Below are 25,655 nucleotides of genomic sequence, written 5' to 3' on the forward strand. Positions count from 1 at the left end.
TAATAAACCCTTTCAAGAGCTGACTGATGCTGTCTTCTACCTGCGATCGCTCAAATCTATATAAAAACACTTGGAAGTAAACGGCTGTTTTAGCCAAAAGCGCCCTGTTAGGAGCAAAAAAATGATTTTGGACAGAAATAAGCCGCACAAATTGGTGAAAATGCAAAATTTACCAGATATAGAGCAGCTAATGCATTCTCAGTTAAATGATACAGGTGACACAGAGAATGTAAAAAAGTTGTCCCGCCTCTGGGGATGGCGATCTAGTTTAACGATCGCTTGTTTTTTGGGTTTTGGATTGATTACAGCAAGTTGTGGATCGCTGCCCAAAGACTCAGCCGACGCACAATCTCAGAGTCCGAAAGGTGAGCGGGGGGGCGGTGCAACGCCTGTGGATGTAGCGATCGCCCGAACAGGTATAGTACAAAAACAACAGGAATATACAGGTACTACAGCACCATTGCGGATTGTGTCGCTGCGATCGCAAGTAGAAGCTAGATTATTAGCTTTGAATTTAGATGTGGGCGATCGAGTCCAGCGAGGACAAAATATTGGGCAGTTAGATGATGCCATTTTGTTAACAGAATTAAAGCAAGCAGAAGCAGAATTAGCAGCCCTCAATTCAGAAGTAGCAAGGGCTAAAACTCAAGTAGGCAATGCCCGTGCAGCAGTAGAACAAAGACGCTTAGAAGTCATCCAAGCTCAAGCAGACTCACAACGGCAACAGAAACTATTTCAATCAGGAGCGATCGCCGAACAAACCGCTCAACAAGCACGTACTGAAGCGCAAACAGCCGCTCAAGCACTACGGGCAGCTCAAGAACAAGTCCGTACAGAAGAGCAAGCTGTCGCCGCCGCTCAAGGTAGAGTAGTTGCCCAGCAGGCATTAGTTGCTCAAACCAAAGAGCGCAGATCCTATGCTCGGCTCACATCTCCAATCGCCGGCGTAGTTACCGAAAAGGTGACAGAACCAGGTAATCTTTTGCAAGCTGGTGGCGAAGTCTTGAAGATTGGTGACTTTAACCGCATCAAAGTTGTCGTTCAAGTTTCCGAATTAGAACTAGCAAAAATTCAAGTTGGGCAATCCGTACAAGTTCGCTTAGATGCCTTTGCCAATCAAACATTAGTTGGCAGAGTTACCCGCATTTCCCCAGCAGCCGATTCTACAGCTCGCTTGATACCTATGGAGGTTGTGATTCCTAACAGTAACGGTAAGATTGGTAGCGGACTGCTGGCGCGAGTCACTTTTGCAAACCAGACACCACAGCGAGTAGTAGTGTCGCAAACAGCTATTCAAAAAGAACCAAATACTAAACAATCTTCCTCATCTGCGGCAGTCAAGGAATCAGAGCCGCGTAATGGAACGCTATTTGTAGTTACTGAAGCAGAAGGTAATACTAAGGTAGCGGCGCGTGCTGTTACCCTAGGGAAAACAGTTGATGGCAAAGTGGAAATTTTATCTGGCTTGCAATCGGGAGAGCGTTATGTAGCTCGTAGTGGTAAGCCTTTAAAAGAGGGTGACGCTGTCAAGTTATCAATTTTGTCAGAAACAGCAGAGTCAGTCCCCCAGGAGAATCAAAAATTAAAAATGAACAATTAAAAATTAGGTTTTGACATTTTTAATTTTTAGTTGGAGTCAAGCGACACTCATGCAGCAGGCAAATAATGGCGGATTTAGTATTAGTGCGATCGCCATCCGTCAACACATTGGCACACTCATGCTTACCGTGGCGGTAATTGTTGTCGGGATATTTTTCCTGACAACTATCCAAGTGGATCTTCTGCCCTCAATTACCTATCCACGAATTGGCGTTCGGTTAGAAGCTCCCGGTATTTCGCCAGAAGTAGCGGTAGATGAAATTACTCGGCCCCTAGAAGAAGCTTTATCAGCAACTGAGAATGTAGTGCAAGTTTTCTCCCGTACTCGTGAGGGACAAGTAAGCCTCGATTTATACTTTCAGCCAGGGGGCGATATTGACCAAGCCCTCAACGATGCTACTGCTGCTTTTAACCGAGGTCGAGGACAGCTACCCGACACGATAGAGGAACCGCGTTTATTTAAAGTCGATCCTTCCCAGTTACCTGTTTACGAAATAGCACTGACATCTACCTCACTTTCAGGCAAAGATTTACGCGTATTTGCCGATGAAGAATTGACGCGCGAACTTAGTGTAGTCCCAGGAGTTGCTTCAGTCGATGTCGCTGGCGGTGCTGAAGAAGAAGTAAGAGTACTTGTTGACTTAAATCGATTGCAAGCATTGGGCGTGGGATTAAATGATGTATTAAATGAACTCACAGCTCGCAATCAAGATATTTCTGGCGGCCGGATTCTCGGTCAAAATTCCGAACCATTGACTCGTACAGTCGGACGCTTCCGAGATGCCAAGGAAATTGAAAACCTCTCCTTAGAAGTTTCCTCTCCCTCATCTCCCTCATCCCCCTCATCCCCTCCCCGCCGCGTCTACTTGCGAGACTTTGCCGAGGTAATTGACGATACAGAAGACCAGCGAGTATTTGTTTACCTCAACCGTCAGCCTGCGGTAAAATTTTCAATTCAAAAACAGCCGGAAGCTAATACGATCGCAGTTGTAGATGCTGTGAAGCGGCGAATTGAACAATTACGGCAATCGGGTTTAATTCCAGCCGACATGACTTTTAGTCCTACTACAGATGAATCTATCTTTATCCGCAATTCTCTAAATGATGTCATCTTTTCGGGGATTTCTGGGGCATTGTTAGCAGCGGCAGCAGTGTTACTATTTTTGGGTTCGTTCAGACAAACATTAATCATCAGTTTAACGATACCGCTGTGTACTCTGGCTGCGATCGCTTTGATGAAAATCTTTGGCTTGACTTTGAATGTGTTTAGTTTGGCAGGTTTGACATTAGGAGTCGGTCAAGCAATTGATACATCGGTTGTGATTTTGGAGAATATCTCCGAAAAAGCAGGTATGACCCCCAATCAAAGAGAGAGAGAGGAAGGGGAGCAGGGGAGAAATTCCAAATTCTTTATTGACAATGCGATCGATGCTTCTCAAGAAGTAGAATCTGCTTTAGTTGCTGCCACAGGAGCCAACTTAGTTTCTGTAGTGCCATTCCTCTTAATTGGCGGCTTTATCGCACTACTATTTAATGAACTGATTTTGACAATTAGCTTTGCAGTAGCAGCCTCCCTTGTCGTTGCAATCACGATAGTGCCGATGCTGTCTTCTCGACTTTTAGGAATTCGCTGGTCTAGCCGCATTAGTGAATTTTGGCTGCTCAGACAATTTAACCACCGCTTTGAAGATGCTACACGGGGATACGCTGGATTTTTAACTAAAGTTTTACGTTATCGGCTTGTTGTCGTCACAGTTGCTTTGCTAATTCTGGGCGGCGGCAGCTTCTTTATGTTTGGTCAAATTCCCCAAGAAATTTTACCCCGCATCAGTACTGGTCAAGCCAACTTAAGAGCGCAGTTTCCTCCCGGTACACCTTTAGCAACTTCTGAAAAAGTTATGCAAATTGTCGATGACATTTTGCTCAAACAACCAGAAACCGAGTCTACTTTCACAACTGTCGGTGGTAATTTATTTGGCAGCAATACTACAGAAAATCCTTTACGTGCCAGTAGCACTATCAACCTCAAACCAGGCACAGATGTCGAAGCGTTCGTTAAAAAAGTAACTCAAGAATTTAACAAACTCAACTTAGCAGGAATTTTACTACGCCTCAATCCCGGTCAAGTGCGGGGTTTAATCTTGAGTAATTCCCCAGTTCAAGGCTCAGAAGTTGACGTGATTTTACAAGGTGAGAACGAACAAAATTTAACGCAAGCGGGAAATCAAGTACTGCAAGCATTGCAAGAAAGAGCAACATTAGCGACATTCCGACCAGATGCCGATGCCAGACAACCAGAAATCCAAATTCGCCCAGACTGGGAAAGAGTTGCAGCTTTAGGACTGAGCGCTCAAGAAATTGGTGCTACCGTTCAAACAGCAATCGAAGGTTCAGTTCCTACACAAATTCAACGCGGCAACCGTTTAGTTGATGTGCGAGTGCAGCTCGATAAAGAAGCCATTCAGGGTTCCTCGCAGCTAGAGCAATTACCGCTATTTACAGAAAACAATCAGCTAGTCCGCCTTTTTGATGTTGCTAGCATCGAAGAAGGTCAAGCTCCTGGTGAAGTGCAGCGGATTAATCAGCGTCAAGCTTTTATAGTTGCAGGCAACTTGAATGAGGGTGTGAGCCTGAGTGAAGCCATAGCAGAAGTGAATGAGGTACTCAAAAGCGTAGATTTACCCGATGGCGTTTCAATTGTGCCTAGTTCGGCTCAGGAAACTAATCAGCAGCTTCAGAATGCTTTGAAAACTTTGGGAGCGTTAGCGACATTCTTAATCTTCGTTGTGATGGCGGTGCAATACAATTCGCTGATTGACCCCTTGGTAATTATGTTTACAGTGCCGCTAGCGTTGGCTGGGGGGCTTTTTGGACTTTACATTACTCAAACGGCGATTGGTGCAACTGTGATTGTTGGTGTAGTGCTACTGGTAGGAATTGTGGTCAACGCGGGAATTCTGATGGTGGAACTAGCGAACCAAATTCGGGAACAAGAAGATTGTACTCGCCAAGTTGCCATTGTTAAAGCTGCTCCACAACGCTTACGCCCAATTGTAATGACTACAGTCACTACTATTTTGGGTTTGTTTCCTTTAGCGTTAGGTATTGGCGAAGGTTCAGAGTTTTTGCAGCCTTTAGGAATTGTAGTTTTCTTTGGGATGGCGATCGCAACTATGTTGACGCTGTTTATCATCCCTTGTTTTTATATTCTGCTGCACGATTTACTAGGCGGAAATTGGACGAAACCAATTTCAACGAGGTTAAGTGTATGGAATAAAAAGCTTTACAAATCACGTTTTAATCTAAGAATTCCTAAATTATTTTTACGTAGACGCTTAGGCGACAGGCAACAGCAAAAGACGCAAAAGGAAAAAAATAAGTAGTTGACTAAAGCTTTGCTCTGACACTTCAAAATCATGTTTCAATCAACACAAATTTTTGAATATGAAGATTAGAAATTTGTGAGTGGCGCGAACAGATTACGGTCAGCAAAAGCCACCAAGCAAAAAGTGAAAAGAATGATTTATCTAACATTTTCATAAAGCTTGGGAGATTTCCTTGCTTGAGTGCTACTAAAGTCCAATGCAGTTTTAGGTAATTTTTAATATCTTCAAGAGCAGGGATATGAGAGCGGTGCTTCCCATCAATCAAATTGTAGATTTTCTCTTTCATTAAAATGTTTGTATCTAGCCGCCGAGACAGAGAAAACTTGTGATTATAAGCACCCGGCCAAATAGTACGGTAGGCGAGGCACTGGTTGATAAAAATGGCATGGCCAAACTGAGCTATGCGAATCCAAGAATCAATGTCATCACAGTTAGCATCAAGTTGCGAATCCCAACCGCCAGTTTTCCAAAAAGCTTCACGGTGACAAGCTACTTGTACGGGTGTGCCAAAAGGTACAATTTCTAGGAGCATCCCATAGTGAATGTCTGCTTGGGGAATATAAAAAGCTAAACCAGGGCCGAGTTGAGGAGTGCGACTGAGTTCAACTTCGTTAACATCCACCTGAGCAGCAATGCAGGAACACATCACAGCATCGGGACAAAGTGCGATCGCCTTTGTCATCTGTTCTATACAATTAGGAGCTAAATAATCGTCATCATCTAAAAACTTAATCCAATCGCCACTTGCTTTTTGAACTCCAGCATTTACCGTTGCTGCGTGACCTTTATTGACTTGATTACGATGATAAACAACGCGATCGCCTAAGCTTTTGACATATATTTCAGTCTCCTTAGATGAACAATCATCAGCAACAATTACCTCACAAGGAATTGTCTGGTTGAGAGCAGAGTCAATCGCTCGGCGCAGCAAGTTTAAGCGGTTATAGGTCGTGATGACGACACTAAATTTCATAAATACAGCACATTGCAGCATAGCCTATTGCAATATAACTTCCATACTGAAGCTCCTGTATCAGTAAAATTATCAATATCTGAATCTAAATCAGTAGACTGAAACAGGATTCTCGATTTATCATTAGTGATTGTGAGTTTTTAAAGCAGATAGGCTATGAGCGCTCAAGAGATCATCCGCTCAATCGAAGCGGAACAACTAAAATCAGATTTGCCCCTAATATACGTGGGTGACACCGTAAAAGTTGGGGTGAGAATTAAAGAAGGTGAGAAATACCGCGTGCAACCCTATGAAGGAGTTGTGATTGCTAAACGTAATGGTGGCATCAACGAAACTATTACAGTCCGCCGCGTATTTCAAGGTGTGGGCGTTGAGCGAGTGTTTTTGTTGCATTCTCCCCGCATTGACAACATCAAAGTTTTGCGCCGTGGGAAAGTACGTCGTGCTAAACTCTATTACTTGCGCGATCGCGTAGGTAAAGCTACCCGAATCAAGCAAAGATTTGACCGTTCTTTGTGATTCCCCGTTTGGCGTATGGGAGACTCTACTAAATAAGCGGCATTTGCCGCTAGTTTGTCTTCTTGACAAAATTAAGATACAATAGAGTTCGGATTGCGTTAAACCTAAAAGATTAAGCGTAATTACAGAATCTAAGCCAGCTTGTGCGCTCTTAGTTCAGTTGGTAGAACGCAGGTCTCCAAAACCTGATGTCGGGGGTTCAAGTCCTCCAGGGCGCGCTCGGAAGCAAAAAACACAGCCCGGAACAGTAGCACATCTGCTAGCATAGCGGTTAGTGCTAATGATTTCGGGTATAGTTGTTTTATATATGCAGCTTTTTTTTGCTTCTAGATTTAAAGTAGCCATCACAAATTGCGTATAGCAACAACACCTGAAAAAAGGGCGCTCAGACTGGTACTAGTATTTTCTACTCAGCATTCAGAACTCAGCACTTAAAACTTTTTTCAGTCAAGATGGAATTTAAAGCTGTAAACCTAGACATAAACTAGCAGGGTATAGCTATATAAGAAACGGGGAGAGAAACGACTGTGTCCAAAAAAAATGAAGCAGAAATGCCAGAAACCACAAATGGGTCTAGCTTGCTTAACTTCTTTCAGGGAACTAGAGAAGAGCTTGAAAAAGTGGTTTGGCCCAGTCGGAAGCAATTGGTAAGTGAATCAGCGGCTGTGTTGCTGATGGTGACACTCTCCGCCTCTTTGATATATTTGGTCGATGGATTTTTTGGGTGGGTAGCAAAACAGGTGTTTTGATGACTTCTGCAACAGACGAACCACTTAACTCGGCATTGCAACCAGAGGAAACAGCAGAAACAGCGCACAAAGAAGCACGCTGGTATGCAGTGCAAGTAGCCTCAGGTTGTGAAAAGCGTGTCAAGACAAATTTAGAGCAACGCATTCAAACATTTGATGTTGCTGACAAAATAGTTCAGGTGGAAATTCCACACACGCCAGCAGTAAAAATTCGCAAAGATGGCAGTCGCCAGCACACAGAAGAAAAGGTTTTTCCTGGCTATGTGCTAGTGCGGATGATGATGGATGATGATTCTTGGCAGGTGGTACGAAACACCTCCCATGTGATTAACTTCGTGGGAGCAGAGCAAAAACGTGGCAGTGCCAAAGGTCGCGGTCACGTTAAACCAGTACCTCTAAGTCATTCAGAAGTAGAACGGATATTTAAACAGACCACCGAACAAGAGCCGATTGTCAAAATTGACATGGCGACTGGTGATAAGATAGTCGTGCTTTCTGGCCCATTTAAGGACTTTGAAGGCGAGGTGATTGAAGTCAGTCCAGAGCGGAGTAAGCTCAAAGCCTTGCTTTCGATTTTTGGACGAGATACACCTGTAGAATTGGAATTTAATCAGGTAGAGAAACAGAGCTAAATACAAATGGCAAAAAAAGTAGTAGCGGTCATTAAACTGGCCTTAAACGCTGGGAAAGCCAACCCAGCACCGCCAGTTGGCCCCGCGTTGGGTCAACACGGCGTTAATATCATGATGTTCTGCAAAGAGTACAACGCCAAAACAGCAGACCAAGCTGGAATGGTGATCCCTGTAGAAATTTCGGTTTTTGAAGACCGGAGTTTTACATTTGTACTGAAAACGCCACCAGCATCAGTATTGATTCGCAAAGCGGCGAAAATAGAAAGAGGCTCAAATGAACCCAACAAAAAGAAAGTTGGGAAAATTACCAGAGCGCAATTGCAAGAAATTGCCCAAACTAAAATGCCCGACCTCAATGCCAATGATATAGAAGCGGCAATGAAGATTGTGGAAGGTACTGCTAGGAATATGGGCGTAACAGTTACAGACTAAAAAAGTCATGGGTTTTAAGTTATGAATTTTTCACTCAAAATTCATAATCAATCCAAAATCCAAAATCCAAAATCCAAAATTAAATTGGGGGAGAGGCAAAGCTTCGGAATTACCCCAGGAGAGAAAAATGGGAAAAAAAATATCGCGTCGTTTGCAGGAGCTGCAAGCAAAAGTAGAAGATAGAGACTATGCACCCTTAGATGCATTGTCCCTATTAAAAGAGACGGCAACAGCTAAATTCCCCGAAGCCGCAGAAGCACATATCCGGCTGGGAATCGATCCCAAATATACAGACCAACAGTTACGGACAACGGTAGCACTACCCAAGGGTACAGGGCAGGTTGTGCGCGTGGCAGTAATTGCTAGAGGTGAAAAGGTAACAGAAGCAAGCAATGCTGGTGCGGATATAGTTGGTTCGGAAGAGCTGATTGACCAAATTCAAAAAGGCATGATGGACTTTGACAAGCTAATTGCCACACCAGATGTGATGCCACAGGTGGCAAAGCTGGGTAAATTGCTAGGCCCTCGTGGTTTGATGCCATCACCCAAGGGTGGAACTGTGACCTTTGACATCGCAAGTGCGATCGCAGAATTCAAAGCTGGTAAATTAGAATTCCGGGCCGATCGCACTGGCATAGTCCATGTTATGTTTGGTAAGGTATCTTTCTCACCCGAAGATTTGTTGGTAAACTTGAAGGCGTTACAAGAAACTATTGACCGTAACCGTCCTTCAGGAGCCAAAGGTCGTTATTGGCGTACAGTATACGTATCTGCCACAATGGGGCCAGCAATTAAAGTTGATATCAGCGCCCTACGGGACTTAAAACTGGCTGAAGCAGCCTAATTTTAGTCATTAGTCAATGGTCAGTAGTCAGTAGTTAATAATAAACAACTGACTCTTGTACAGACAAAGGTTAATCGCGTCTCAACCAAACTGAATAACTAAAGCCGGAGACAGCAGGTGCTAATAGCTTAATATCCTGCCTAGGTTGAAACTCTAATTGCTTGAATGCCACCTGTTAAGGTGTAATTATTTTCGCATGAAGAGGCATCGCTAAACCCCGGCTAACATAGCTGGGGTTTGTTGTTTTTGGTTGGTTAGAACAGAGGGCATAAGTAGGGATGATAATTTTGCCCTTGGAGGTGAAATAAGTATGAGTAGAACGATAGAAGATAAAAAAGAGATAGTAGCTGACCTCAAAGAAACTTTGAGTGAGTCAAGTTTGGCACTGGTAATTAATTACCAGGGTCTAACTGTTGCTGAAATCACTGATTTACGGCGGCGTTTGCGCCCCAGTGGAACTGTCTGCAAGGTGGCTAAAAATACCTTAATGGGCATTGCTATTGAAGGCGACGAAAAATGGCAACCACTGTCAGAATTGCTGAAGGGTTCTTCTGCCTTTTTGTTGGTCAAAGAAGATTTCTCATCTGCAATTAAGGCTTACCAAGACTTCCAGAAAGTCACCAAGAAGACAGAACTTCGCGGTGGTGTGATGGAAGGTCGCCTGCTGAAAGAGCCAGATGTCAAAGCTTTAGGAGACTTGCCATCTAAGGAACAACTCATGGGTCAAATTGCTGGAGCTATCAATGCTTTAGCTACCAAAATTGCTGTGGGTATCAACGAAGTTCCAGGTTCGCTGGCTCGTGCTTTGCAAGCCGTGGCCGAGGCTGAGAAAGACGGTAGTGCCGAAAGTGCTGGTGAATAGTCATTAGTTAATGGTCACTGGTGAGCCAGTGTGGTCTTGGGGGTTTCCCCCATAAACAACTGGCGTTAGCGCAGCGTTAGCGAGCCTGCGAGCGTCACCCGAAGGGTCATTGCTCATAAAACAAAAGACAAATGACAACTGACAACTGACAACTGACAACTGACAAATAACTAATCAAACATTACAGGAGTTATATCAATGTCTGCTACAACTGACAACATTTTGGAACAATTGAAAGGCTTGACTTTGCTGGAAGCTGCGGAATTAGTTAAGCAAATTGAAGAAGCTTTCGGCGTGAGTGCTGCCGCACCGGTTGGCGTAGCAGTAGCTGCTCCCACTGGTGGCGGTGCTGTTGCTGAACCAGTAGAAGAGCAAACTGAGTTTGATGTGGTTCTGGAATCTGTCCCTGCTGATAAGAAAATTGCCGTGCTGAAGATTGTACGGGAATTAACAGGTCTGGGTCTGAAAGAAGCTAAAGACTTGGTGGAAGCTGCACCCAAAGCAGTTAAGGAAGGTATAGCCAAAGATGCTGCTGAAGATGCTAAGAAGCGGATTGAAGAAGCTGGCGGTAAGGTAACTGTGAAATAGTTAAAGTTTTCAATTACTAATTTTTGCACAAGGAGCCTAAGTCAGGCTCCTTTTTTACCTCCCCTTCGGGGCGGGAGTGGGGAGTAGGGAGTAGGGAGTAGGGGAAGAAATTAGCCCCAAAAAAGGTTAAAGCCTCGCCCCTTGTGGCGCGAAAAATCCTTGTATTGCACAAGATAGGTTGAAACCCCGCCCCGAAGGGGGCGGCTTAGTTTCCCTACTCCCCAATCCCTACTCCCTACTCCCTACTCCCTTTTATTTTCTCTTAGCTGCACTGTTTAGCTGACGATGGACTTACAAAATCATGAAAGTCTGCATCCCAAATACTAATGTAAATAAAATCACAATTTTGCCGCACAATTTGACCCTTCACTGAGCCTTTGGAAAAACTAAAATTGTCTAACTGACGTTGTTGTATCTGTTGCAATTTTCGCTGAATTTTTTCAGTAGCTTGTCCGCCTAACATGCCATTCAAGGTAGACTGCATCACCTGTGGATCTACCGATTGAGCAAAAGCTACCTCGGTTTGGCGCAGTACTCCCGAATTCCGGTCAAATAAGTAGCCAAGGTCGATTTGGTTCGGTACTAATTTATAGGTGACAGCACGAGTTTTACCCCAAGCGCCTCTTAAATCTTGATTTGGTTTTCCAAGTACCGCTTCCACGCTGCTTCTTTGCGTGCCTGTGGGAAAGGCGGGAACGCTTTCGCCATTACCTTTTTTTGGTTGCTGTGGCTTTTCTTGGGGTGTTGCACTTGCCTCTGGTATCGGAACTACAGGTGTCTGTTGCGGTACTGTTGTAACTTGAGGTGCAGGAGTATCTGAAGTTACAGGCTCGTTGTTTAACGGTGTAGAGGCTTCTGAAGTGGGGTCTGGTTTACGAGGCAAGGGTGCAGAATTTACTTGCTGCTGTGGCGGTGAAGTCGGTACAACAGAGGTTGGTGAAGGTTCAGAAGTAACAGGCGGACTAGTAGTTGCTAATTCTGGTGAAGTGGTGGAATCAGTAGCAATTGGTGCTTCAGACTGTTGCTGACCGATAATTTTAGCGATCGCCACACCGCCGATTAAGCCACCTACCACCAAACTAGCGACAATCCAAGCAGATTTTTGCCGATTGTTTGATGGAATTGTTTGCGGCGAAGATAACGCCTGGGTTTGTCGAGTGGTGGAATGCAGGCTAACTGTATTAGCTGTGGGAGAAGACTGTACGGGAATACCAGTAGCAGATTTTAAAGCATGTAGCATTTTACTAGCAGTACTGTAGCGATCGCTGGCTTGGGGTTTAATCGCTTGATTGATTACCATCGCTAGCTGGGGAGAAACGTTAGGGGCGTAATTTTGCCACAGAATTTCCCCTGTTTGCTGGTTAGTTTCTATTTCCTGGGGGTATTTGCCAGTTAGCAGATATATTGCCGTTAAACCTAAACTGTAAATGTCTGTAGCATAAACTGGTCGTCCGATCGCTTGTTCGCCGGGCATATAACCAGGCGTACCAATCACAAGCGATCGCGTCGGCATTGGCGCACTCACCACCGAACGTATCGTTTCCTTAACTGCACCGAAGTCAATTAAAACTGGTTTGTTATCGGTAGAGCGGAGAATGATGTTATCAGGTTTGATATCTCGATGAATGATGCCCTTGCTGTGAACGTAATCCAAGACTGAAAGTAGACTCAAGAGAATTTCGCGGACAACAGTTTCACTCTTGTACCCTTGAGTTTCGACAATATTTGCTAGGGTTTGACCGTAAATCCATTCTTGAACTAAGTAAAACTGCCCATTCTCAGAAAAATAAGCATAGAGTCTGGGAATCTGGTCGCTACTTTCGCCCAAATACTCCAACGTTGCAGCTTCTCTCTCAAACCGTTGTTGAATCATTTGGTAAGTTTGTGGATCGTTAGCGATCGGTTTGAGTTGCTTGATGACACAGCGACGACGAGAAGGCATGTGCGTATCTTCTGCCAGAAAGGTTTCACCAAACCCCCCAGCGCCCAATACTTGGATAACTTGATAGCGATTGTTCAGCAGCGTTGTCATGAAAAGTTAGAAGCGTTCACCCTTTACAAATGTACATCAGATACCTAATTAAACAACTTTAGGGACGGGAAATATCAAATCTAACTGTTATTCTTCTAATTTAGATGCCTGTGGTACAGTTTTATAATAAATTGAGATTTTTATTACTTATCACTGATACAGGTGTGCTTCAATTTCCTTTCTTCGTAGTTCTGCCAATCTTAATTCTACTTAGCAATCCCATTTTCCTCGTAATCAGCAAGTTCTAAATAGTAATCATCTTTTTATTTTTGTTTGAGTTTACCTCTATTTTCAAAGTGCAGCATCTATTTTTTAAAATATCTCAAGTTGTTGCTATCTTGATATTTAGCAATATAAGCAACATTTTGCTGCTCTAATTTTGAAAGTAACTTAGAAGGAAATTCTTTTGGCGAATATTGAGGACTATACCAAGGTTGGTTATCGAAATACTCTTGTAAGCCTGCTGTATCAAAACGCCGACCGTGCCTAGCGAAAATCCAATTTCGCATGATATCTAATGTCTGACCATCTTTACCATCCAAATCAGCATCCGTGACAGGTCTTTGGGAAAGCCAGAAATAATCATCTGACTGCGTTGATGTAGTAGCAGGAAGTGGAGAGGGTACAGTCGATTGTGTAGTCTGTTGGGGACTTTCTACCACTTGAGATGGGACAGTTGGCGATGGTGCTGAAGATGGGATAACTAATGGGGTCGTAACTATTGAAGGTGTATCAGTTGGCAATGTTATTGAAGGTGTTGTGTTTTCGCTTGCTACAGGTGTTTTTGTAAAAAACTGACTAATTATGACAGCGCCACCGATTAACCCACCAGCAATTAAACCACCAATGATTAGACCATTTTTACTATTACTTTGAACGCTAGGCTGAGAATTAATTGCAATGGTTGCTGGTGCAAAGACCACAGGTGGTTGCTTAATATGTGGTTGCGTGGGTGGAATTGGATTTGCTACGCTCTGCAAAGCATCTAGCATTGCTCTAGCTGTAAGATAGCGATCGCGTGGATGGTAGGCGATCGCTCTATCAAGTATTTCTGCCATCATGGGGCTGACATGACTGGCATATTGCTGCCACACGATCTCACCAGTCTGTGAATCTATATCTAACTCTTGTGGCTGTTTTCCCGTGAGTAGATAAATCGCTGTCACACCTAAACTATAGAGATCGCTAGAATAAACCGGTCTTCCCGCTGCTTGTTCGCTGGGCATATACCCCGGCGTACCAATCACAATCGAACTGGTAGGATTTCCTTGGGAATTGACTACTGTTGCCATAGATTCCCGTACTGCGCCAAAATCAATTAACACTGATTTGCCATCGCGATCGCGCACAATAATGTTGTCTGGTTTGATATCGCGGTGGATAATATGTTTTGAGTGAACGTATTCCAGAACTGGTAACAAATTCACCAATAATTCCCGGACAGCGGTTTCACTAAATAATCCCTGCTGGTGAAATTTCGCTGTCAGGGTATGGCCTTCAACCCACTCCTGAACTAAATAAAATTGCCCACCCGATTCAAAGTAAGCATACAAGGATGGAATTTGGTCAGTTGCGCCACCAAGTTCTTCTAGAATCGCTGCTTCCCGTTGAAACCTTTCTTGCACCAATTGATAAATTTGGGGATTATTTTGAATTGGTCTTAGTAGTTTCACCACGCAACGGCGCTTTGAAGGCATATAGGTATCTTCTGCTAGAAAGGTTTCACCAAACCCACCAGCACCTAGTGTGCGGATAACTTGATAGCGATCGTTCAGCAGCTGTATTGTCATAGAAGATTATCTGGAATAACTAGCCTAATATAATTCACTTCAAATCCAGTAATCCTTCTTCTTTTAATTTGGGATTAAAACGAATTTGCATTTGTAAACCACGATTTTCTAGCACTTTTAAAATTTCTGTTTCTACTCGTCGTGCTACATTCTTAATGATTTTCATTTGCGCCAATTCATCATTAGCTGGATTTTGATAATTTACTTGTTCTTCAGGAGTCATTACTGTTTTAACATCTATGGGTTGCGTCCATGTTTGCTTATGTTGCCCATTTCCTAAAGGAACGCTACCATTTTCGGCAATCCAAGCATTCTCAATATTTTCTAAAACTGTACGGCTGGGACGCTCAATTGTTTGAACTTTTACCCAATAGCATTTTTGTGGTTGACGTACTAAATGCTGCCTCAAGCTGAGATAAACATCACGAGAATATCCAACAAATTGCAGTATTTTATCGCGGTCGAATATAGCATATACGCCTATTTTTCCTTGAAATTGTTCGGGTAATTGACCGCTATCATCAATATAAGCTGTATATTCTAAGGAAGCTAGAGAAGAAATATTTGTTTCAGTAGCCATATATTAATTGAAAATTTGCTATTTGCTTTGGTAATCGCTCATCAATAACTGGGTAAGCTATTACGCTTTGAAATTACGCGATCGCTCATGAAGTTCGTTGACCGCTGACGGTTAATAGTTAACAGTCAACACAAAAAGATGTGTAAATTAAATGCGCGACAGCTTAACAAAATCTTGTCCATCAACTCTTACCCAATTTTCTTGTAAATCGCACAAAGGCGACTGGGTTTAAAAATTTTTGCACTAAACATAAAGTTTGGCGGCACATTAACGATTGTGTAATCATCAGATTCGTGATATTTTTCAAATTCTGCTGGCATTCCTTTGGGAGTAGCTAAACTGTAAGGAACTGGTTGGAAAAGTAGTTCTGTAAACTCAACTTTCTCCCATTGTAAATGTTGACAAATTTGGTTGATGAAAGCTTCGCTCGTTAATAATTTGAATAGATTTTCTTGTAACTCTGGTTCGAGAGTAAAACTGCTATCAAAGTTTTGAACAATTTTGAAAGGCATTTTTTTGGCAGGTAATGTAGGGTAAGTGGTTAGGAAGCAAAAGGCAGAAGATAAAGGTTAAAGGGCAAGAGCTTTGTTTAATTCCTATGCCTCTTTACCTTTGGCCCACATAAAGCCTACTTCCTCTATCAGATCAGCCTATGAGATTGTGTGACTTCTGTCAGCTATTGGATGAAGCTAAAAGATTAAGAATCGTGAAGGCGAATAGACTTTGAAAATCCCGCATAAGAAAAAGGTAAAAGAAAATTTCTTTTACCTCTTTGTTGCTGTTACAGCAGCTTGTAGTTTAGTGCGTTACAGAAATAAAGTTAGTTTGACTTCTGACTTCTCAATCCTACTGTAGTTTTTACTCTTCATCAAAATCGTCTTCGTCGTCTTCCTCGTAGTCGTCTTCTTCATCGTCTTCTACAAGGTCAATAACTTCATCGGCAATCAATTCATCGTCATCTAAAATTGACCTGTCAACACGTCGGCTACCAAATCCAGTTTCTCCAAGAGAAGGAGAATCTAAATTATAGGTACGAGCTGTACGGTCATCCAAAACCATATCCATTGGGTCATCGACTTCATCCAAGACGCTGGTACTCTCAAGCGCAGCATACTCATCGATCGCCCCAGGTTCGTCGTAAGTATTATACCCAGTACCCGCCGGAATTAGTCGCCCGATAATTACGTTTTCTTTTAACCCCCGCAGCCAGTCAGATTTACCTTCGATAGCTGCTTCAGTGAGTACCCGTGTTGTTTCTTGGAAAGATGCCGCAGAAATGAAGCTGTCGGTGTTCAAAGATGCTTTGGTGATACCCAACAATACTGGGGTGTACTGTGCCCTTGCACCGCCAGTAATCGCCATAGCTTCATTCACCTGCTCGACTTGGCGTAATTCAACCAACTCGCCAGGAAGCATAGTGGTGTCACCACCATCATCAATCCGGACTTTGTTGGTCATTTGGCGCACAATCACTTCAATGTGCTTATCGGCAATATCAATTCCTTGAGATTGATATACCAATTGCACTTCATTTACCAAGAAGGTCTGCACTTTCTGCAAGGCATGGCTGGCACAAGCATAGACTCCATCTTCAGAACCCAAGCTAAAGAAGATTTCCAAAATTTCGTGGGGGTTGGACGGGCCATCGCTCAACGGTTCGCCTGCTGAGACAGTTGCCCCATCTGGAACCATCAAGTTTTGTCCGGGACCGAGAGGATAATCGGTGACAACACCATTAGATTCTAGGACTTTAATGGCGATCGCTTCATCGCCATCACCGTAAACAACCTTCATCTCTCCCGCACGACGTGCCAAAATACACGCTTCTTTAGGTTTACGAGCTTCTAGAAGTTCTTCAATCCGAGGCAAACCTTGAATGATATCCCCAGTTTTGGAACGTTCAAAGACCAACAACACCAAGTTGTCACCGCGTTGCACTAAATCGCCATCTTCTATTTGCAACACAGCACCAGGACTGACTCGGTAAGGACGACCGACGCGGATACTAACAGAGTAGTTCTGAGTACTGAGAGCAGAATCGCTAGCACCAGAGGGAGCAGCAGCTTTTTTGATGTTTACTACTTGCCCGGATTCTTCAGCGAAGATTCCCGGAGCAATTTCTGCACCTTCTACCAGCAGACTACCCACCTTCACTTTCGGCTCGGTACTGGTATGGGTTGTAATTGTGTCAGTTTGGCGTAACACCAAGCAACGACGCACAGCTTCAGTGCCAGTGCGAATGCCTCGCACAATACCCCCTTCTTTAGACAGAATTTGGGTACGCGCGACTACAGCACCAGGGGCAATGGTTTGGCCATCTTGTACTTCCAGACTTGTCTGAGTGCTGCCTTGGGTAGCATCAGCCGCAATATCCCGACGAATGACCAAGGACTCCAAAATTACTAACTGCAAGCGTTGTACGTCTGGGTCTTCGGTATCTTGTACCAATTCAATATCTGCTGCCAAAGGAGAAGCGGTATGGTCTTGTTCGCCTTCTTGCTCAATTTCTAACACCAACTGAGTTCGCAGCAGTTCCACACCTTCAACAGACTTAACGCGTTCGGAATCTTTGTAAGGTAGGCGCTGTACTGCCCGCAATTCAATGGAACGTCCTGTTTGTTGGCTTACAGATGTAGTTGATGGTACATCAGGATTATTGGGGACAGCGTACTCCACTACTGGACGACTCAACAAGGCTGGTCCTTCTGGAGACTCCACATACTGGATATAGCGCAATTCTGTGGCAACTGTGCCTTGAAATTCTTCACCTGGTTGGACAAAGGTGTTATCGCGCCCAATCACTGCTTCTGGATCGTCTACCATTAGCAGTTCTCCTGGCTTAATCACCACTTCCCGCAAGATGTCGTTTTTCTGGGTGACTTCTACTACACCGCTGGTTTGACAGAAGATATCCTTAACTACCTCGGTGCCAGCTTCAACAAACTGTCCATCTTCCACCAACAGTAAGGAAATATCTTTATTGACTTCGTGGGTTTCTTCGGGAATCCACAGCAGAGTACCACCTTGCACCACTTCGTAACCGAGTTTGGCTTTACCTTTTTTCTGGACTTCAACACCAGCAAATTTCAGGAAACCACCAGTGGTTGTGCGATAGTGGTCATCGATTAACTCAGCTACTACTTGACCATTTTGCACTTTTGTGCCTGGAGTAGCTCGAAGGTTAAATACTTGGTTGTTGCCAGTGGAAACTAAGTAGCTATTGCGTCCTTGACCGCTTTGCACTGTGACTGTTGCTTGGTCTAAGACTACAGAAGCAGTGATAATCTCAATTTCTCTGGTACTCTTACCAGGGGTAGCTTCTGGCAAGCGGACTACACCACCGTGTAAAGTCGTTAATTTGGTTTCTGCCAAAACCCCATTTGAGACAATGGCATCACCATTTTTCACTACCAACTCTGCACCAGGCGGTAAGTTATAAACTTCTCCAGACAAAATCCAAATCAAACCACCGCGTGCTGCTGTAGTCGTGGTGTTACCTTGACGGTCTGTTTTTTGTTCTGGAACTACCTCGGCAAACTGTACTTCTCCTGCTAAGTCGGTGGCCACATCTTTCACCGCTTTTTCTGTATTAGCACGAGCTGTACGTCCGCCAAGGGCAACTTCTGCCAATAGCTGACCTTGTTTTACCTGCTGTCCGTCAACTACATAAAGTGTGGAACCTTGAGTAACATGAATCTCCTGGTTAGCTGGAGTTTCAGAACCTTCTTTTTTCGGTTCCAAAATCATGATCCCGTTGGCTTCAACATACAAGGCATCTTCACCGTGGCGGGTGCGATAGGCTCTGGTGCGTAATTTACGCGGCAAACGCATAGTACCATCTGTTTTAGAACGTACTTGTTGCGCTACTTCCCCAGTAAACACACCACCTGTGTGGAATGTCCGCATGGTTAGCTGGGTTCCGGGTTCGCCGATACTTTGGGCGGCAATAATTCCCACAGCTTCGCCTAAGTCTACCATTTTGGCATGGGCTAAGCTCCAGCCGTAGCAGTGTTGGCAAACAGAACGCGCTGCTTCACAAGTCAAGGGACTCCGCACGACGACTTCCTTCACGCCAGCTTTTTGAATTGCCATAGCTAAGTCATCGGAAACCGGAGTATTGCGTGGTGCAATTACTTCTTTAGTGGTTGGATGTACTACATCTTCTCCAATGACGCGTCCCATCAAGCGTGTTGCTAAAGGAATTAAGGTTTTTGCACCTTCTGTCATTGGACGGATGTTAATGCCTCTGGTAGTACCGCAGTCGAATTCCCGAATAATCACATCCTGGGATACATCCACCAAACGGCGGGTAAGATAACCAGAGTCAGCCGTTCGTAAAGCTGTATCAACCAATCCTTTTCTCGCCCCGTAAGACGAGATAATATATTCTGTAACGGTGAGTCCTTCGCGGAAGTTGGTTTTGATCGGCAGACCGATAATTTCCCCTTGAGGATCTGCCATTAGTCCTCGCATCCCCACCAATTGCCGCACTTGGGAGATATTACCCCGCGCTCCCGAAAACGCCATCATGTATACGGAGTTCAGGGGATTGGTTTTTTTGAAGTGAACGACTACTTCATCTTTGAGAGCTTCGCTAGTACCGTTCCACGTGTCAATTACTTTTTGGAAGCGTTCCACTTCCGTGATTTCTCCCCGTTGGTAACGAGCTTCTGTAGCGCGAATTTCCTCTTCGGCGGCATCTAGGAGCGATCGCTTGCTAGGTGGTACCATCAAGTCATCTACACTGATGGAAACCCCTGCTTTAGTAGCATAGCGAAATCCCAAATCTTTCAACTTGTCCGCCATTACTGCGGTACGCGCTGTCCCATAGTGCGTAAACGCCCAAGATATTAATTTTTGCAGTTGACCTTTGTTAACTACGCGATTGCGAAAAACGGTATTTTCGTTAGTCATTAGTCCTTAGTCCTTAGTCATTAGTTATTGGTCAGTGGTCAGTGGTGAGCTAGCGCGGTCTTGGGGGTTTCCCCCATGAGCGACTAGCGAACCCCGAAGGGGTCAGTAGTCAGTGGTAAGAAACAACTGACAACTGACAACGAACAACTAACTTGCTAGTGCTTCCTGAATCGCTTTATTGTAAATAACACGACCGGGTGTTGTGCGTACATACTGAGAAATTAAATTACCTTGAGCGTCTTCTCTAACTCGGCGGTAATTGTAGAGCAAAGTCCGGCTACCATCGCCGTTTTCATGTACCTCAATTGGTTCTGTATCTGGCTGGTCAGATTCAACTTCACCGTCAAATCGCACGTAGATGTAGGCGTGCAAGTCAATTTCTTCTTGCTGGAAAGCCATAATTACATCGTCTAGGGAAGCAAAGTACTTGCCTGCCCCCCTTGTAGCCTGGGGATTTTCTGCTGTTAAGTAATATGCTCCCAACACCATATCCTGGCTAGGTGTAACAATCGGTTTACCTGTAGCTGGAGACAAAATATTGTTGGAAGCCAACATTAACAATCGTGCTTCAGCCTGACTTTCCAATGACAGAGGAACGTGTACCGCCATTTGGTCGCCGTCAAAGTCCGCGTTAAACGCCGGACAGACCAAAGGATGTAGTTGAATTGCTCTACCTTCCACCAAAATCGGTTCAAAAGCTTGAATACCCAAACGGTGCAGCGTCGGCGCACGGTTCAGCATAACTGGATGTCCTTCAATTACTTCTTCCAGCACATCCCAAACACTAGGGTCGTTGCGCGATATCAACTTTTTCGCTGCTTTAATGTTGTTCACCATCCCACTGCGAATCAGACGATTGATCACAAACGGTTGAAACAGTTCAATTGCCATTTCTCTTGGCAAACCGCACTGGTGAATTTTCAGCTTTGGCCCGACTACAATTACGGAACGCCCGGAGTAGTCAACTCGTTTACCCAACAAGTTTTGCCGGAAACGTCCTTGCTTACCCTCAATAATGTCGGACAAAGATTTCAGAGGTCGGTTATTTGCCCCTACTACCGTGCGTCCCCGACGACCGTTATCAATCAAAGCATCCACTGCTTCTTGCAGCATCCGCTTTTCGTTCCGCACGATAATCTCTGGTGCTAAAATTTCTTGCAGGCGTGCTAAACGATTGTTGCGGTTAATGACTCGCCGATACAAATCATTCAAGTCGCTAGTGGCAAACCGTCCACCATCCAACTGCACCATTGGGCGCAAGTCCGGCGGAATCACGGGAATTACAGCCATGACCATCCACTCTGGTTTAGAACCAGTGGCGATAAAGTTGTCAATTACCCGCAGACGCTTAATTAGTTTTGCCCGTTTTTGCCCTTTAGCATTGCCAATTTCTTCTCGCAGAGTTTCAGCTTCTTGCTCTAAATTAATATCAGCAAGCAAGCGCAGCAAAGCTTCCGCACCAATGCCTACCTCTACCCCTTGCAAAGTAGAATCTTCGCTATAAATTTGGTCTTCAATTTCCAACCACTGGTCTTCACTTAGTAGTTGTTTGTAGGTTAAAGTTTCGGCATTCCCTGGACTAAGGACAACATAAGAGTTGAAATAAACTATTTGCTCTACATCCCGCAAAGGCATATCTAGCAGGATGGAAATATAGCTGGGAATGCCTTTGAGATACCAAACATGCGCTACTGGGGCCGCAAGTTTTATATATCCCATCCGGTGACGGCGCACGCGTGACTCGGTGACTTCTACACCACAGCGCTCGCAGACAATTCCTCTGTGGCGGACTCTTTTATACTTACCACAGTGACATTCCCAGTCTTTAGCAGGGCCAAAAATCCGCTCACAAAACAAGCCGTCCATCTCCGGCTTGAGAGTCCGGTAATTAATTGTCTCTGGCTTGGTGACTTCACCTACTAGTTGACCGTTAGGTAATGTTCGCTCACCCCACTGCCGAATGCGTTCTGGCGATGCCAAGCCGATTTTTACGTAGTCAAACTGATTAGTTTGGGCTGGTCTCATATTTAAGTGCTGAGTGCTGAGTGCTGAGTAGTAAATGTTGAGTGATGAGTGTTGAGTAATGAGTGTTGAGTTGTAAGTTATGGGTGAAGAATTCTTCACTCATAACTCTTAACTTCTCACTCACAACTCAGCACTCCTTACTCGTCTTCTTCCAAAGATTCACGGGAGAGAGATTCGTAGGTTGGTCGAGGAGGTGTGCGACGTGCTGCTTGGTCAGCCATCAAATCGACTTCTACGTCCAAAGAACTACCGTCTGTCTGGGTTTCTACTTTGTGTACGGCAATATCTAAACCTAAAGATTGCAGTTCTCGCATTAACACCTTAAAGGATTCTGGCGTTCCGGGTCGGGGAATTGCCTTGCCTTTAACGATCGCATTTAATGCTTCATTTCGTCCTTGCATATCGTCAGATTTAACTGTCAGCAATTCTTGCAAGGTGTAAGCAGCACCAAAGGCTTCCAATGCCCACACTTCCATTTCTCCAAATCGCTGACCGCCTTGTTGCGCTTTCCCACCCAAGGGTTGCTGTGTTACTAAGGAGTACGGCCCTGTAGACCGAGCGTGAATCTTGTCATCCACCAAATGCACTAGCTTCAGCATGTAAGCCACACCCACGGTAACCGGTCGGTCAAAGGGTTCGCCTGTGCGACCGTCAAATACCATGATTTTGCCGGGATCGTCTGGGTTATATACCCAATTTTTGCCTGTTTCGTCCCTTGCTTCTTGCAATTTGCCGTGGACAATTCTGCGGGATGACTCTTCCCCATACATTTCGTCGAAGGGGACTATTTTAAACCGCACTCCTAAAGTTTGACCAGCCCAACCCAATAGACATTCAAACACTTGTCCTACGTTCATCCGGCTGGGTACGCCCAAGGGGTTGAGTACGATGTCCACTGGCGAACCATCAGGCAAATAAGGCATATCTTCCGCTGGCAATATCCGCGAAATAATTCCCTTATTGCCATGTCGTCCTGCCATTTTGTCGCCAACTTGGATTTTGCGCTTCTGGGCTACATATACCCGAACTACCATGTTGGCTCCTGGTGGCAGTTCATCACCTTGTTCGCGGGTAAATAAGCGCACGTCAACTACGCGCCCTTTTTCACCGTTAGGTACTCTCAAGGAATTGTCCCGGACATCTCGTGCTTTTTCCCCGAATATGGCACGCAACAATTTTTCTTCTGGTGGTTGGTCAGATTCACCTTTGGGTGTGACTTTTCCTACCAAGATATCTCCCGATTCTACCCAAGCCCCGATGCGAATGATTCCTTGTTCGTCTAACTGGCGCAAGGCATCTTCCCCGACGTTGGGAATTTCTCTGGTAATTTCTTCTGGCCCCAGTTTGGTTTGTCTAGCCTCAATTTCATATTTTTCGATGTGAATTGAGGTGTAGATATCATCTTGTACGAGTCGCTCGGAAATTAAAATTGCGTCTTCGTAGTTATAGCCTTCCCAAGGCATATAAGCGACGACAATATTTTGCCCTAAAGCCAATTCTCCACCTTCGGTAGAAGAACCGTCAGCTAGTACTTGACCAGCAACAACGCGTTCGCCAATCCGGACGAGGGGTTTTTGATTGAGACAGGTATCTTGGTTAGAACGTTGGTACTTGGAAAGGTAGTACTTAATCTCTGAAGCATTGGCTTTGGGACGGACGCGAATTTCTGTAGCATCCACGTAAGTGACATCACCATCAGTCCGGGATACAATCACCATCCCGGAGTCTCTTGCTCCTTGTGCTTCCAAACCAGTACCTACCAAAGGACGCTCTGGTTTGAGTAAAGGTACTGCCTGCCGTTGCATGTTCGACCCCATTAGTGCTCGGTTAGCATCGTCATGTTCCAAGAAGGGAATCATGCTTGTAGCAACAGACACTATTTGTACTGGGGATACGGCTACGTAGTCTACTTGTTCTGGGGTTGTGGTAGCCCAATCTTGGCGATAACGAACTGGCACTTGCGGCCCCTTGATGTAGCCATTTTCATCTAATGGCACGTCTCCTGTAGCAGTCCGGAGGTCATCTTCTTCGTCGGCTGTCATGTACACGGGCGTTACGTCAAATCGCACCCGTCCGTTTTCTACAGGTCTGAATGGGGTTTCTAAGAAGCCGTACTGGTTGACTCTTGCATGAGTTGCTAAGGAGCCAATCAAACCAGCATTGGGACCTTCTGGTGTTTCAATCGGGCAAATTCGTCCGTAGTGACTTGGATGAATATCTCGCACTGCAAACCCAGCGCGTTCGCGGGTTAAACCACCAGGGCCTAGGGCACTGAGACGGCGTTTATGGGTCAGTTCTGCTAGGGGATTGGTTTGATCCATGAACTGACTTAATTGGCTGGAACCAAAGAATTCTTTAATGGCGGCAACCAATGGTTTCGGGTTCACCAAGGAGGCGGGGGTTAGCACTTCCGCATCGGATACGGTCATCCGTTCTCTAATAATTCTCTCTAAACGGTTGAGTCCGACCCTGACTTGGTTTTGCAGTAATTCACCAACACTTCTTACCCGACGGTTGCCTAAGTGGTCAATGTCATCGATATTACCGATGTCATATTCCAGGTTGATCAGGTAGTCTACTGCTGCTAAGATATCGCTAGGAGTTAGAACGCGCATAGTTTCCGGAACTGACAGCCGCAATTTCTTGTTGAGCTTGTACCGTCCAACGCGACCTAAGTCATAACGTTTGGGGTCGAAAAACCGCGAATCTAAAAGTTGCTGTCCGCCCAAGACTGTCGGTGGTTCGCCAGGACGCAGTTTGCGATATAACTCCATCAGAGCTTCTTCTTCAGAAAACTGCCCTTCTTTTTCAATGGTTTTTTGAAAGTACTCTGGATGGCGTAAAGCGTCAAAGATTTCGTTGTCTGATAGACCTAAAGCTTTGAGTAGTACCTGTGCTGAAAGTTTGCGGGTTTTGTCGATGCGTACCCACACCAAATCGTTACGGTCTGTTTCAAATTTCAGCCATGCCCCCCGGTTGGGAATTAAGCTAGCTGAATAAGTACGCCGCCCGTTTTTGTCGATTTCTGATTTGTAATATACTCCCGGCGATCGCACGATTTGATTGACAATTACCCGCTCGGCTCCGTTAATAATAAACGTGCCGCGATCGGTCATCAAAGGCAAATCTCCAATGAATACTTCTTGCTCTTTGATGTCTCCTGTTTCTTTATTCAGCAGACGTGTAGGCACGTACATCTGTACGGCATAGGTACTATCTCGACGCTTGGCTTCTTCAACGCTGTATTTCGGCTCCTTGAGTTTGTAGTTCTGACCTAAAAAGTGCAGTTCTAGTTTGCCCGTATAGTCTGTAATCGGACTAAAGGAGTTTAGTTCTTCTATCAGCCCTTCTTCTAAAAACCAGCGAAAGCTTGAACGCTGGATTTCAATCAAGTCGGGCAACAAAAAGGCGGGTTCAATATAATTTTCGCTAATCATGCCTCTACCTTAGTCAACCTGGTTAAACTTATTAGAGAACACTGAATTTAGACGGTTTCCACCGCAAGCCAGTGTTCGTAGCTATTAGGGAAATTCTCCTTACGCCGCCTGCTGTTTACAGGTGCAGGCAAACGCAGCAATTTAAACTGGAAAAAGCGATTTTGACAAGGGGGGTAATCGCCCTTGATATAAACTGAGCCAACGCGGTGAAGCAGTGTTTTTTGCCGAACGACTGGCGAACCCCGTTAGCTTTAGCGTCTCCAAAGGAGAAGGGATAATCGCTACAATCCAGT

Annotated in this window: 17 protein-coding genes, 1 tRNA gene and 1 other annotated feature; of the genes, 10 read left to right on the forward strand and 8 right to left on the reverse strand. The window is 44.8% G+C overall.

Annotation, left to right across the window (positions count from 1 at the left end):
* The first annotated feature begins 121 nt into the window (after positions 1 to 121).
* Both I8752_RS06485 and I8752_RS06490 read left to right on the forward strand, forming a co-directional pair.
* A complete protein-coding gene (locus tag I8752_RS06485) occupies positions 122 to 1,600 on the forward strand; it encodes an efflux RND transporter periplasmic adaptor subunit (protein WP_214431487.1) in 1,479 nt (492 codons plus the stop codon).
* 49 nt (positions 1,601 to 1,649) lie between these two features.
* Positions 1,650 to 4,982, forward strand: coding sequence for an efflux RND transporter permease subunit (locus I8752_RS06490; RefSeq protein WP_225895482.1), 3,333 nt, complete (start codon positions 1,650 to 1,652; stop codon positions 4,980 to 4,982).
* A 31-nt stretch (positions 4,983 to 5,013) separates the two neighbouring features.
* On the opposite strand, the gene I8752_RS06495 is transcribed toward I8752_RS06490, so the two are convergent.
* Positions 5,014 to 5,958: a glycosyltransferase family 2 protein gene (locus I8752_RS06495; RefSeq protein ID WP_214431488.1), complete on the reverse strand. Its 945-nt coding sequence runs from the start codon at positions 5,956 to 5,958 to the stop codon at positions 5,014 to 5,016.
* Positions 5,959 to 6,114: 156 nt separating this feature from the next.
* Here I8752_RS06495 and rplS point away from each other — a divergent pair, with 156 nt between their 5' ends.
* From rplS to rplL, 8 genes are all read left to right on the forward strand, one after another.
* Entirely contained in the window at positions 6,115 to 6,477 is a 363-nt protein-coding gene (gene rplS, locus I8752_RS06500; RefSeq protein ID WP_214431489.1) for a 50S ribosomal protein L19, read from the forward strand.
* Positions 6,478 to 6,622: 145 nt separating this feature from the next.
* Positions 6,623 to 6,695 (forward strand) — tRNA-Trp (locus I8752_RS06505).
* 309 nt (positions 6,696 to 7,004) lie between these two features.
* Positions 7,005 to 7,226: a preprotein translocase subunit SecE gene (secE, locus tag I8752_RS06510; protein ID WP_214431490.1), complete on the forward strand. Its 222-nt coding sequence runs from the start codon at positions 7,005 to 7,007 to the stop codon at positions 7,224 to 7,226.
* Positions 7,226 to 7,858, forward strand: a complete 633-nt coding sequence (gene nusG / locus I8752_RS06515; RefSeq protein ID WP_214431491.1) for a transcription termination/antitermination protein NusG — start codon at positions 7,226 to 7,228, stop codon at positions 7,856 to 7,858. Before secE ends, nusG begins: the two co-directional genes overlap by 1 nt.
* Positions 7,859 to 7,864: 6 nt before the next feature.
* Positions 7,865 to 8,290, forward strand: coding sequence for a 50S ribosomal protein L11 (gene rplK / locus I8752_RS06520; RefSeq protein WP_214431492.1), 426 nt, complete (start codon positions 7,865 to 7,867; stop codon positions 8,288 to 8,290).
* Between the two features lie 127 nt (positions 8,291 to 8,417).
* Positions 8,418 to 9,134, forward strand: coding sequence for a 50S ribosomal protein L1 (gene rplA, locus I8752_RS06525; RefSeq protein ID WP_214431493.1), 717 nt, complete (start codon positions 8,418 to 8,420; stop codon positions 9,132 to 9,134).
* Between the two features lie 86 nt (positions 9,135 to 9,220).
* Positions 9,221 to 9,385 (forward strand) — a sequence feature (ribosomal protein L10 leader region).
* A gap of 59 nt (positions 9,386 to 9,444) precedes the next feature.
* A complete protein-coding gene (rplJ, locus tag I8752_RS06530; RefSeq protein WP_214431494.1) occupies positions 9,445 to 9,996 on the forward strand; it encodes a 50S ribosomal protein L10 in 552 nt (183 codons plus the stop codon).
* 198 nt (positions 9,997 to 10,194) lie between these two features.
* Positions 10,195 to 10,584 carry a 50S ribosomal protein L7/L12 gene (gene rplL, locus I8752_RS06535; RefSeq protein ID WP_214431495.1) on the forward strand — a complete coding sequence of 130 codons (390 nt, stop codon included), beginning with the start codon at positions 10,195 to 10,197 and terminating at the stop codon, positions 10,582 to 10,584.
* A 262-nt stretch (positions 10,585 to 10,846) separates the two neighbouring features.
* Here the strand turns inward: rplL and I8752_RS06540 are convergent, their stop codons facing one another.
* The 7 genes from I8752_RS06540 to rpoB all read right to left on the reverse strand — a co-directional run bounded on the left by I8752_RS06540 (position 10,847) and on the right by rpoB (position 25,362).
* The gene (locus tag I8752_RS06540; protein WP_214431496.1) at positions 10,847 to 12,616 is read right to left on the reverse strand and encodes a serine/threonine-protein kinase; all 1,770 of its coding nucleotides are present in this window, start codon (positions 12,614 to 12,616) and stop codon (positions 10,847 to 10,849) included.
* Between the two features lie 305 nt (positions 12,617 to 12,921).
* Complete coding sequence (locus I8752_RS06545) at positions 12,922 to 14,406, reverse strand: protein kinase domain-containing protein (protein ID WP_214431497.1); 1,485 nt, start codon at positions 14,404 to 14,406, stop codon at positions 12,922 to 12,924.
* Between the two features lie 34 nt (positions 14,407 to 14,440).
* A complete protein-coding gene (locus tag I8752_RS06550) occupies positions 14,441 to 14,986 on the reverse strand; it encodes a GIY-YIG nuclease family protein (RefSeq protein WP_214431498.1) in 546 nt (181 codons plus the stop codon).
* A gap of 188 nt (positions 14,987 to 15,174) precedes the next feature.
* Entirely contained in the window at positions 15,175 to 15,498 is a 324-nt protein-coding gene (locus tag I8752_RS06555) for a hypothetical protein (protein ID WP_214431499.1), read from the reverse strand.
* Between the two features lie 346 nt (positions 15,499 to 15,844).
* Positions 15,845 to 19,900, reverse strand: a complete 4,056-nt coding sequence (locus I8752_RS06560; protein WP_214431500.1) for a DNA-directed RNA polymerase subunit beta'' — start codon at positions 19,898 to 19,900, stop codon at positions 15,845 to 15,847.
* A 147-nt stretch (positions 19,901 to 20,047) separates the two neighbouring features.
* Positions 20,048 to 21,925 (reverse strand): DNA-directed RNA polymerase subunit gamma, encoded by a 1,878-nt coding sequence (locus tag I8752_RS06565; RefSeq protein ID WP_214431541.1) that lies wholly within the window; start codon positions 21,923 to 21,925, stop codon positions 20,048 to 20,050.
* A 137-nt stretch (positions 21,926 to 22,062) separates the two neighbouring features.
* On the reverse strand, positions 22,063 to 25,362 hold the full coding sequence (gene rpoB / locus I8752_RS06570; protein ID WP_214431501.1) for a DNA-directed RNA polymerase subunit beta: 3,300 nt from the start codon (positions 25,360 to 25,362) through the stop codon (positions 22,063 to 22,065).
* Positions 25,363 to 25,655: the final 293 nt, after the last annotated feature.

The organism is Dendronalium phyllosphericum CENA369, assembly GCF_016056275.1.
In the GTDB taxonomy this organism is placed as follows: domain Bacteria; phylum Cyanobacteriota; class Cyanobacteriia; order Cyanobacteriales; family Nostocaceae; genus Dendronalium; species Dendronalium phyllosphericum.

Excerpts from the sequence above, each read along its gene's own strand:
- I8752_RS06485 (WP_214431487.1), top strand. The coding sequence starts at position 122 with ATGATTTTGGACAGAAATAAGCCGCACAAATTGGTGAAAATGCAAAAT.
- I8752_RS06490 (WP_225895482.1), top strand. The coding sequence starts at position 1,650 with ATGCAGCAGGCAAATAATGGCGGATTTAGTATTAGTGCGATCGCCATC.
- I8752_RS06495 (WP_214431488.1), bottom strand. The coding sequence starts at position 5,958 with ATGAAATTTAGTGTCGTCATCACGACCTATAACCGCTTAAACTTGCTG.
- rplS (WP_214431489.1), top strand. The coding sequence starts at position 6,115 with ATGAGCGCTCAAGAGATCATCCGCTCAATCGAAGCGGAACAACTAAAA.
- nusG (WP_214431491.1), top strand. The coding sequence starts at position 7,226 with ATGACTTCTGCAACAGACGAACCACTTAACTCGGCATTGCAACCAGAG.
- rplK (WP_214431492.1), top strand. The coding sequence starts at position 7,865 with ATGGCAAAAAAAGTAGTAGCGGTCATTAAACTGGCCTTAAACGCTGGG.
- rplA (WP_214431493.1), top strand. The coding sequence starts at position 8,418 with ATGGGAAAAAAAATATCGCGTCGTTTGCAGGAGCTGCAAGCAAAAGTA.
- rplJ (WP_214431494.1), top strand. The coding sequence starts at position 9,445 with ATGAGTAGAACGATAGAAGATAAAAAAGAGATAGTAGCTGACCTCAAA.
- rplL (WP_214431495.1), top strand. The coding sequence starts at position 10,195 with ATGTCTGCTACAACTGACAACATTTTGGAACAATTGAAAGGCTTGACT.
- I8752_RS06540 (WP_214431496.1), bottom strand. The coding sequence starts at position 12,616 with ATGACAACGCTGCTGAACAATCGCTATCAAGTTATCCAAGTATTGGGC.
- I8752_RS06545 (WP_214431497.1), bottom strand. The coding sequence starts at position 14,406 with ATGACAATACAGCTGCTGAACGATCGCTATCAAGTTATCCGCACACTA.
- I8752_RS06550 (WP_214431498.1), bottom strand. The coding sequence starts at position 14,986 with ATGGCTACTGAAACAAATATTTCTTCTCTAGCTTCCTTAGAATATACA.
- I8752_RS06555 (WP_214431499.1), bottom strand. The coding sequence starts at position 15,498 with ATGCCTTTCAAAATTGTTCAAAACTTTGATAGCAGTTTTACTCTCGAA.
- I8752_RS06560 (WP_214431500.1), bottom strand. The coding sequence starts at position 19,900 with ATGACTAACGAAAATACCGTTTTTCGCAATCGCGTAGTTAACAAAGGT.
- I8752_RS06565 (WP_214431541.1), bottom strand. The coding sequence starts at position 21,925 with ATGAGACCAGCCCAAACTAATCAGTTTGACTACGTAAAAATCGGCTTG.
- rpoB (WP_214431501.1), bottom strand. The coding sequence starts at position 25,362 with ATGATTAGCGAAAATTATATTGAACCCGCCTTTTTGTTGCCCGACTTG.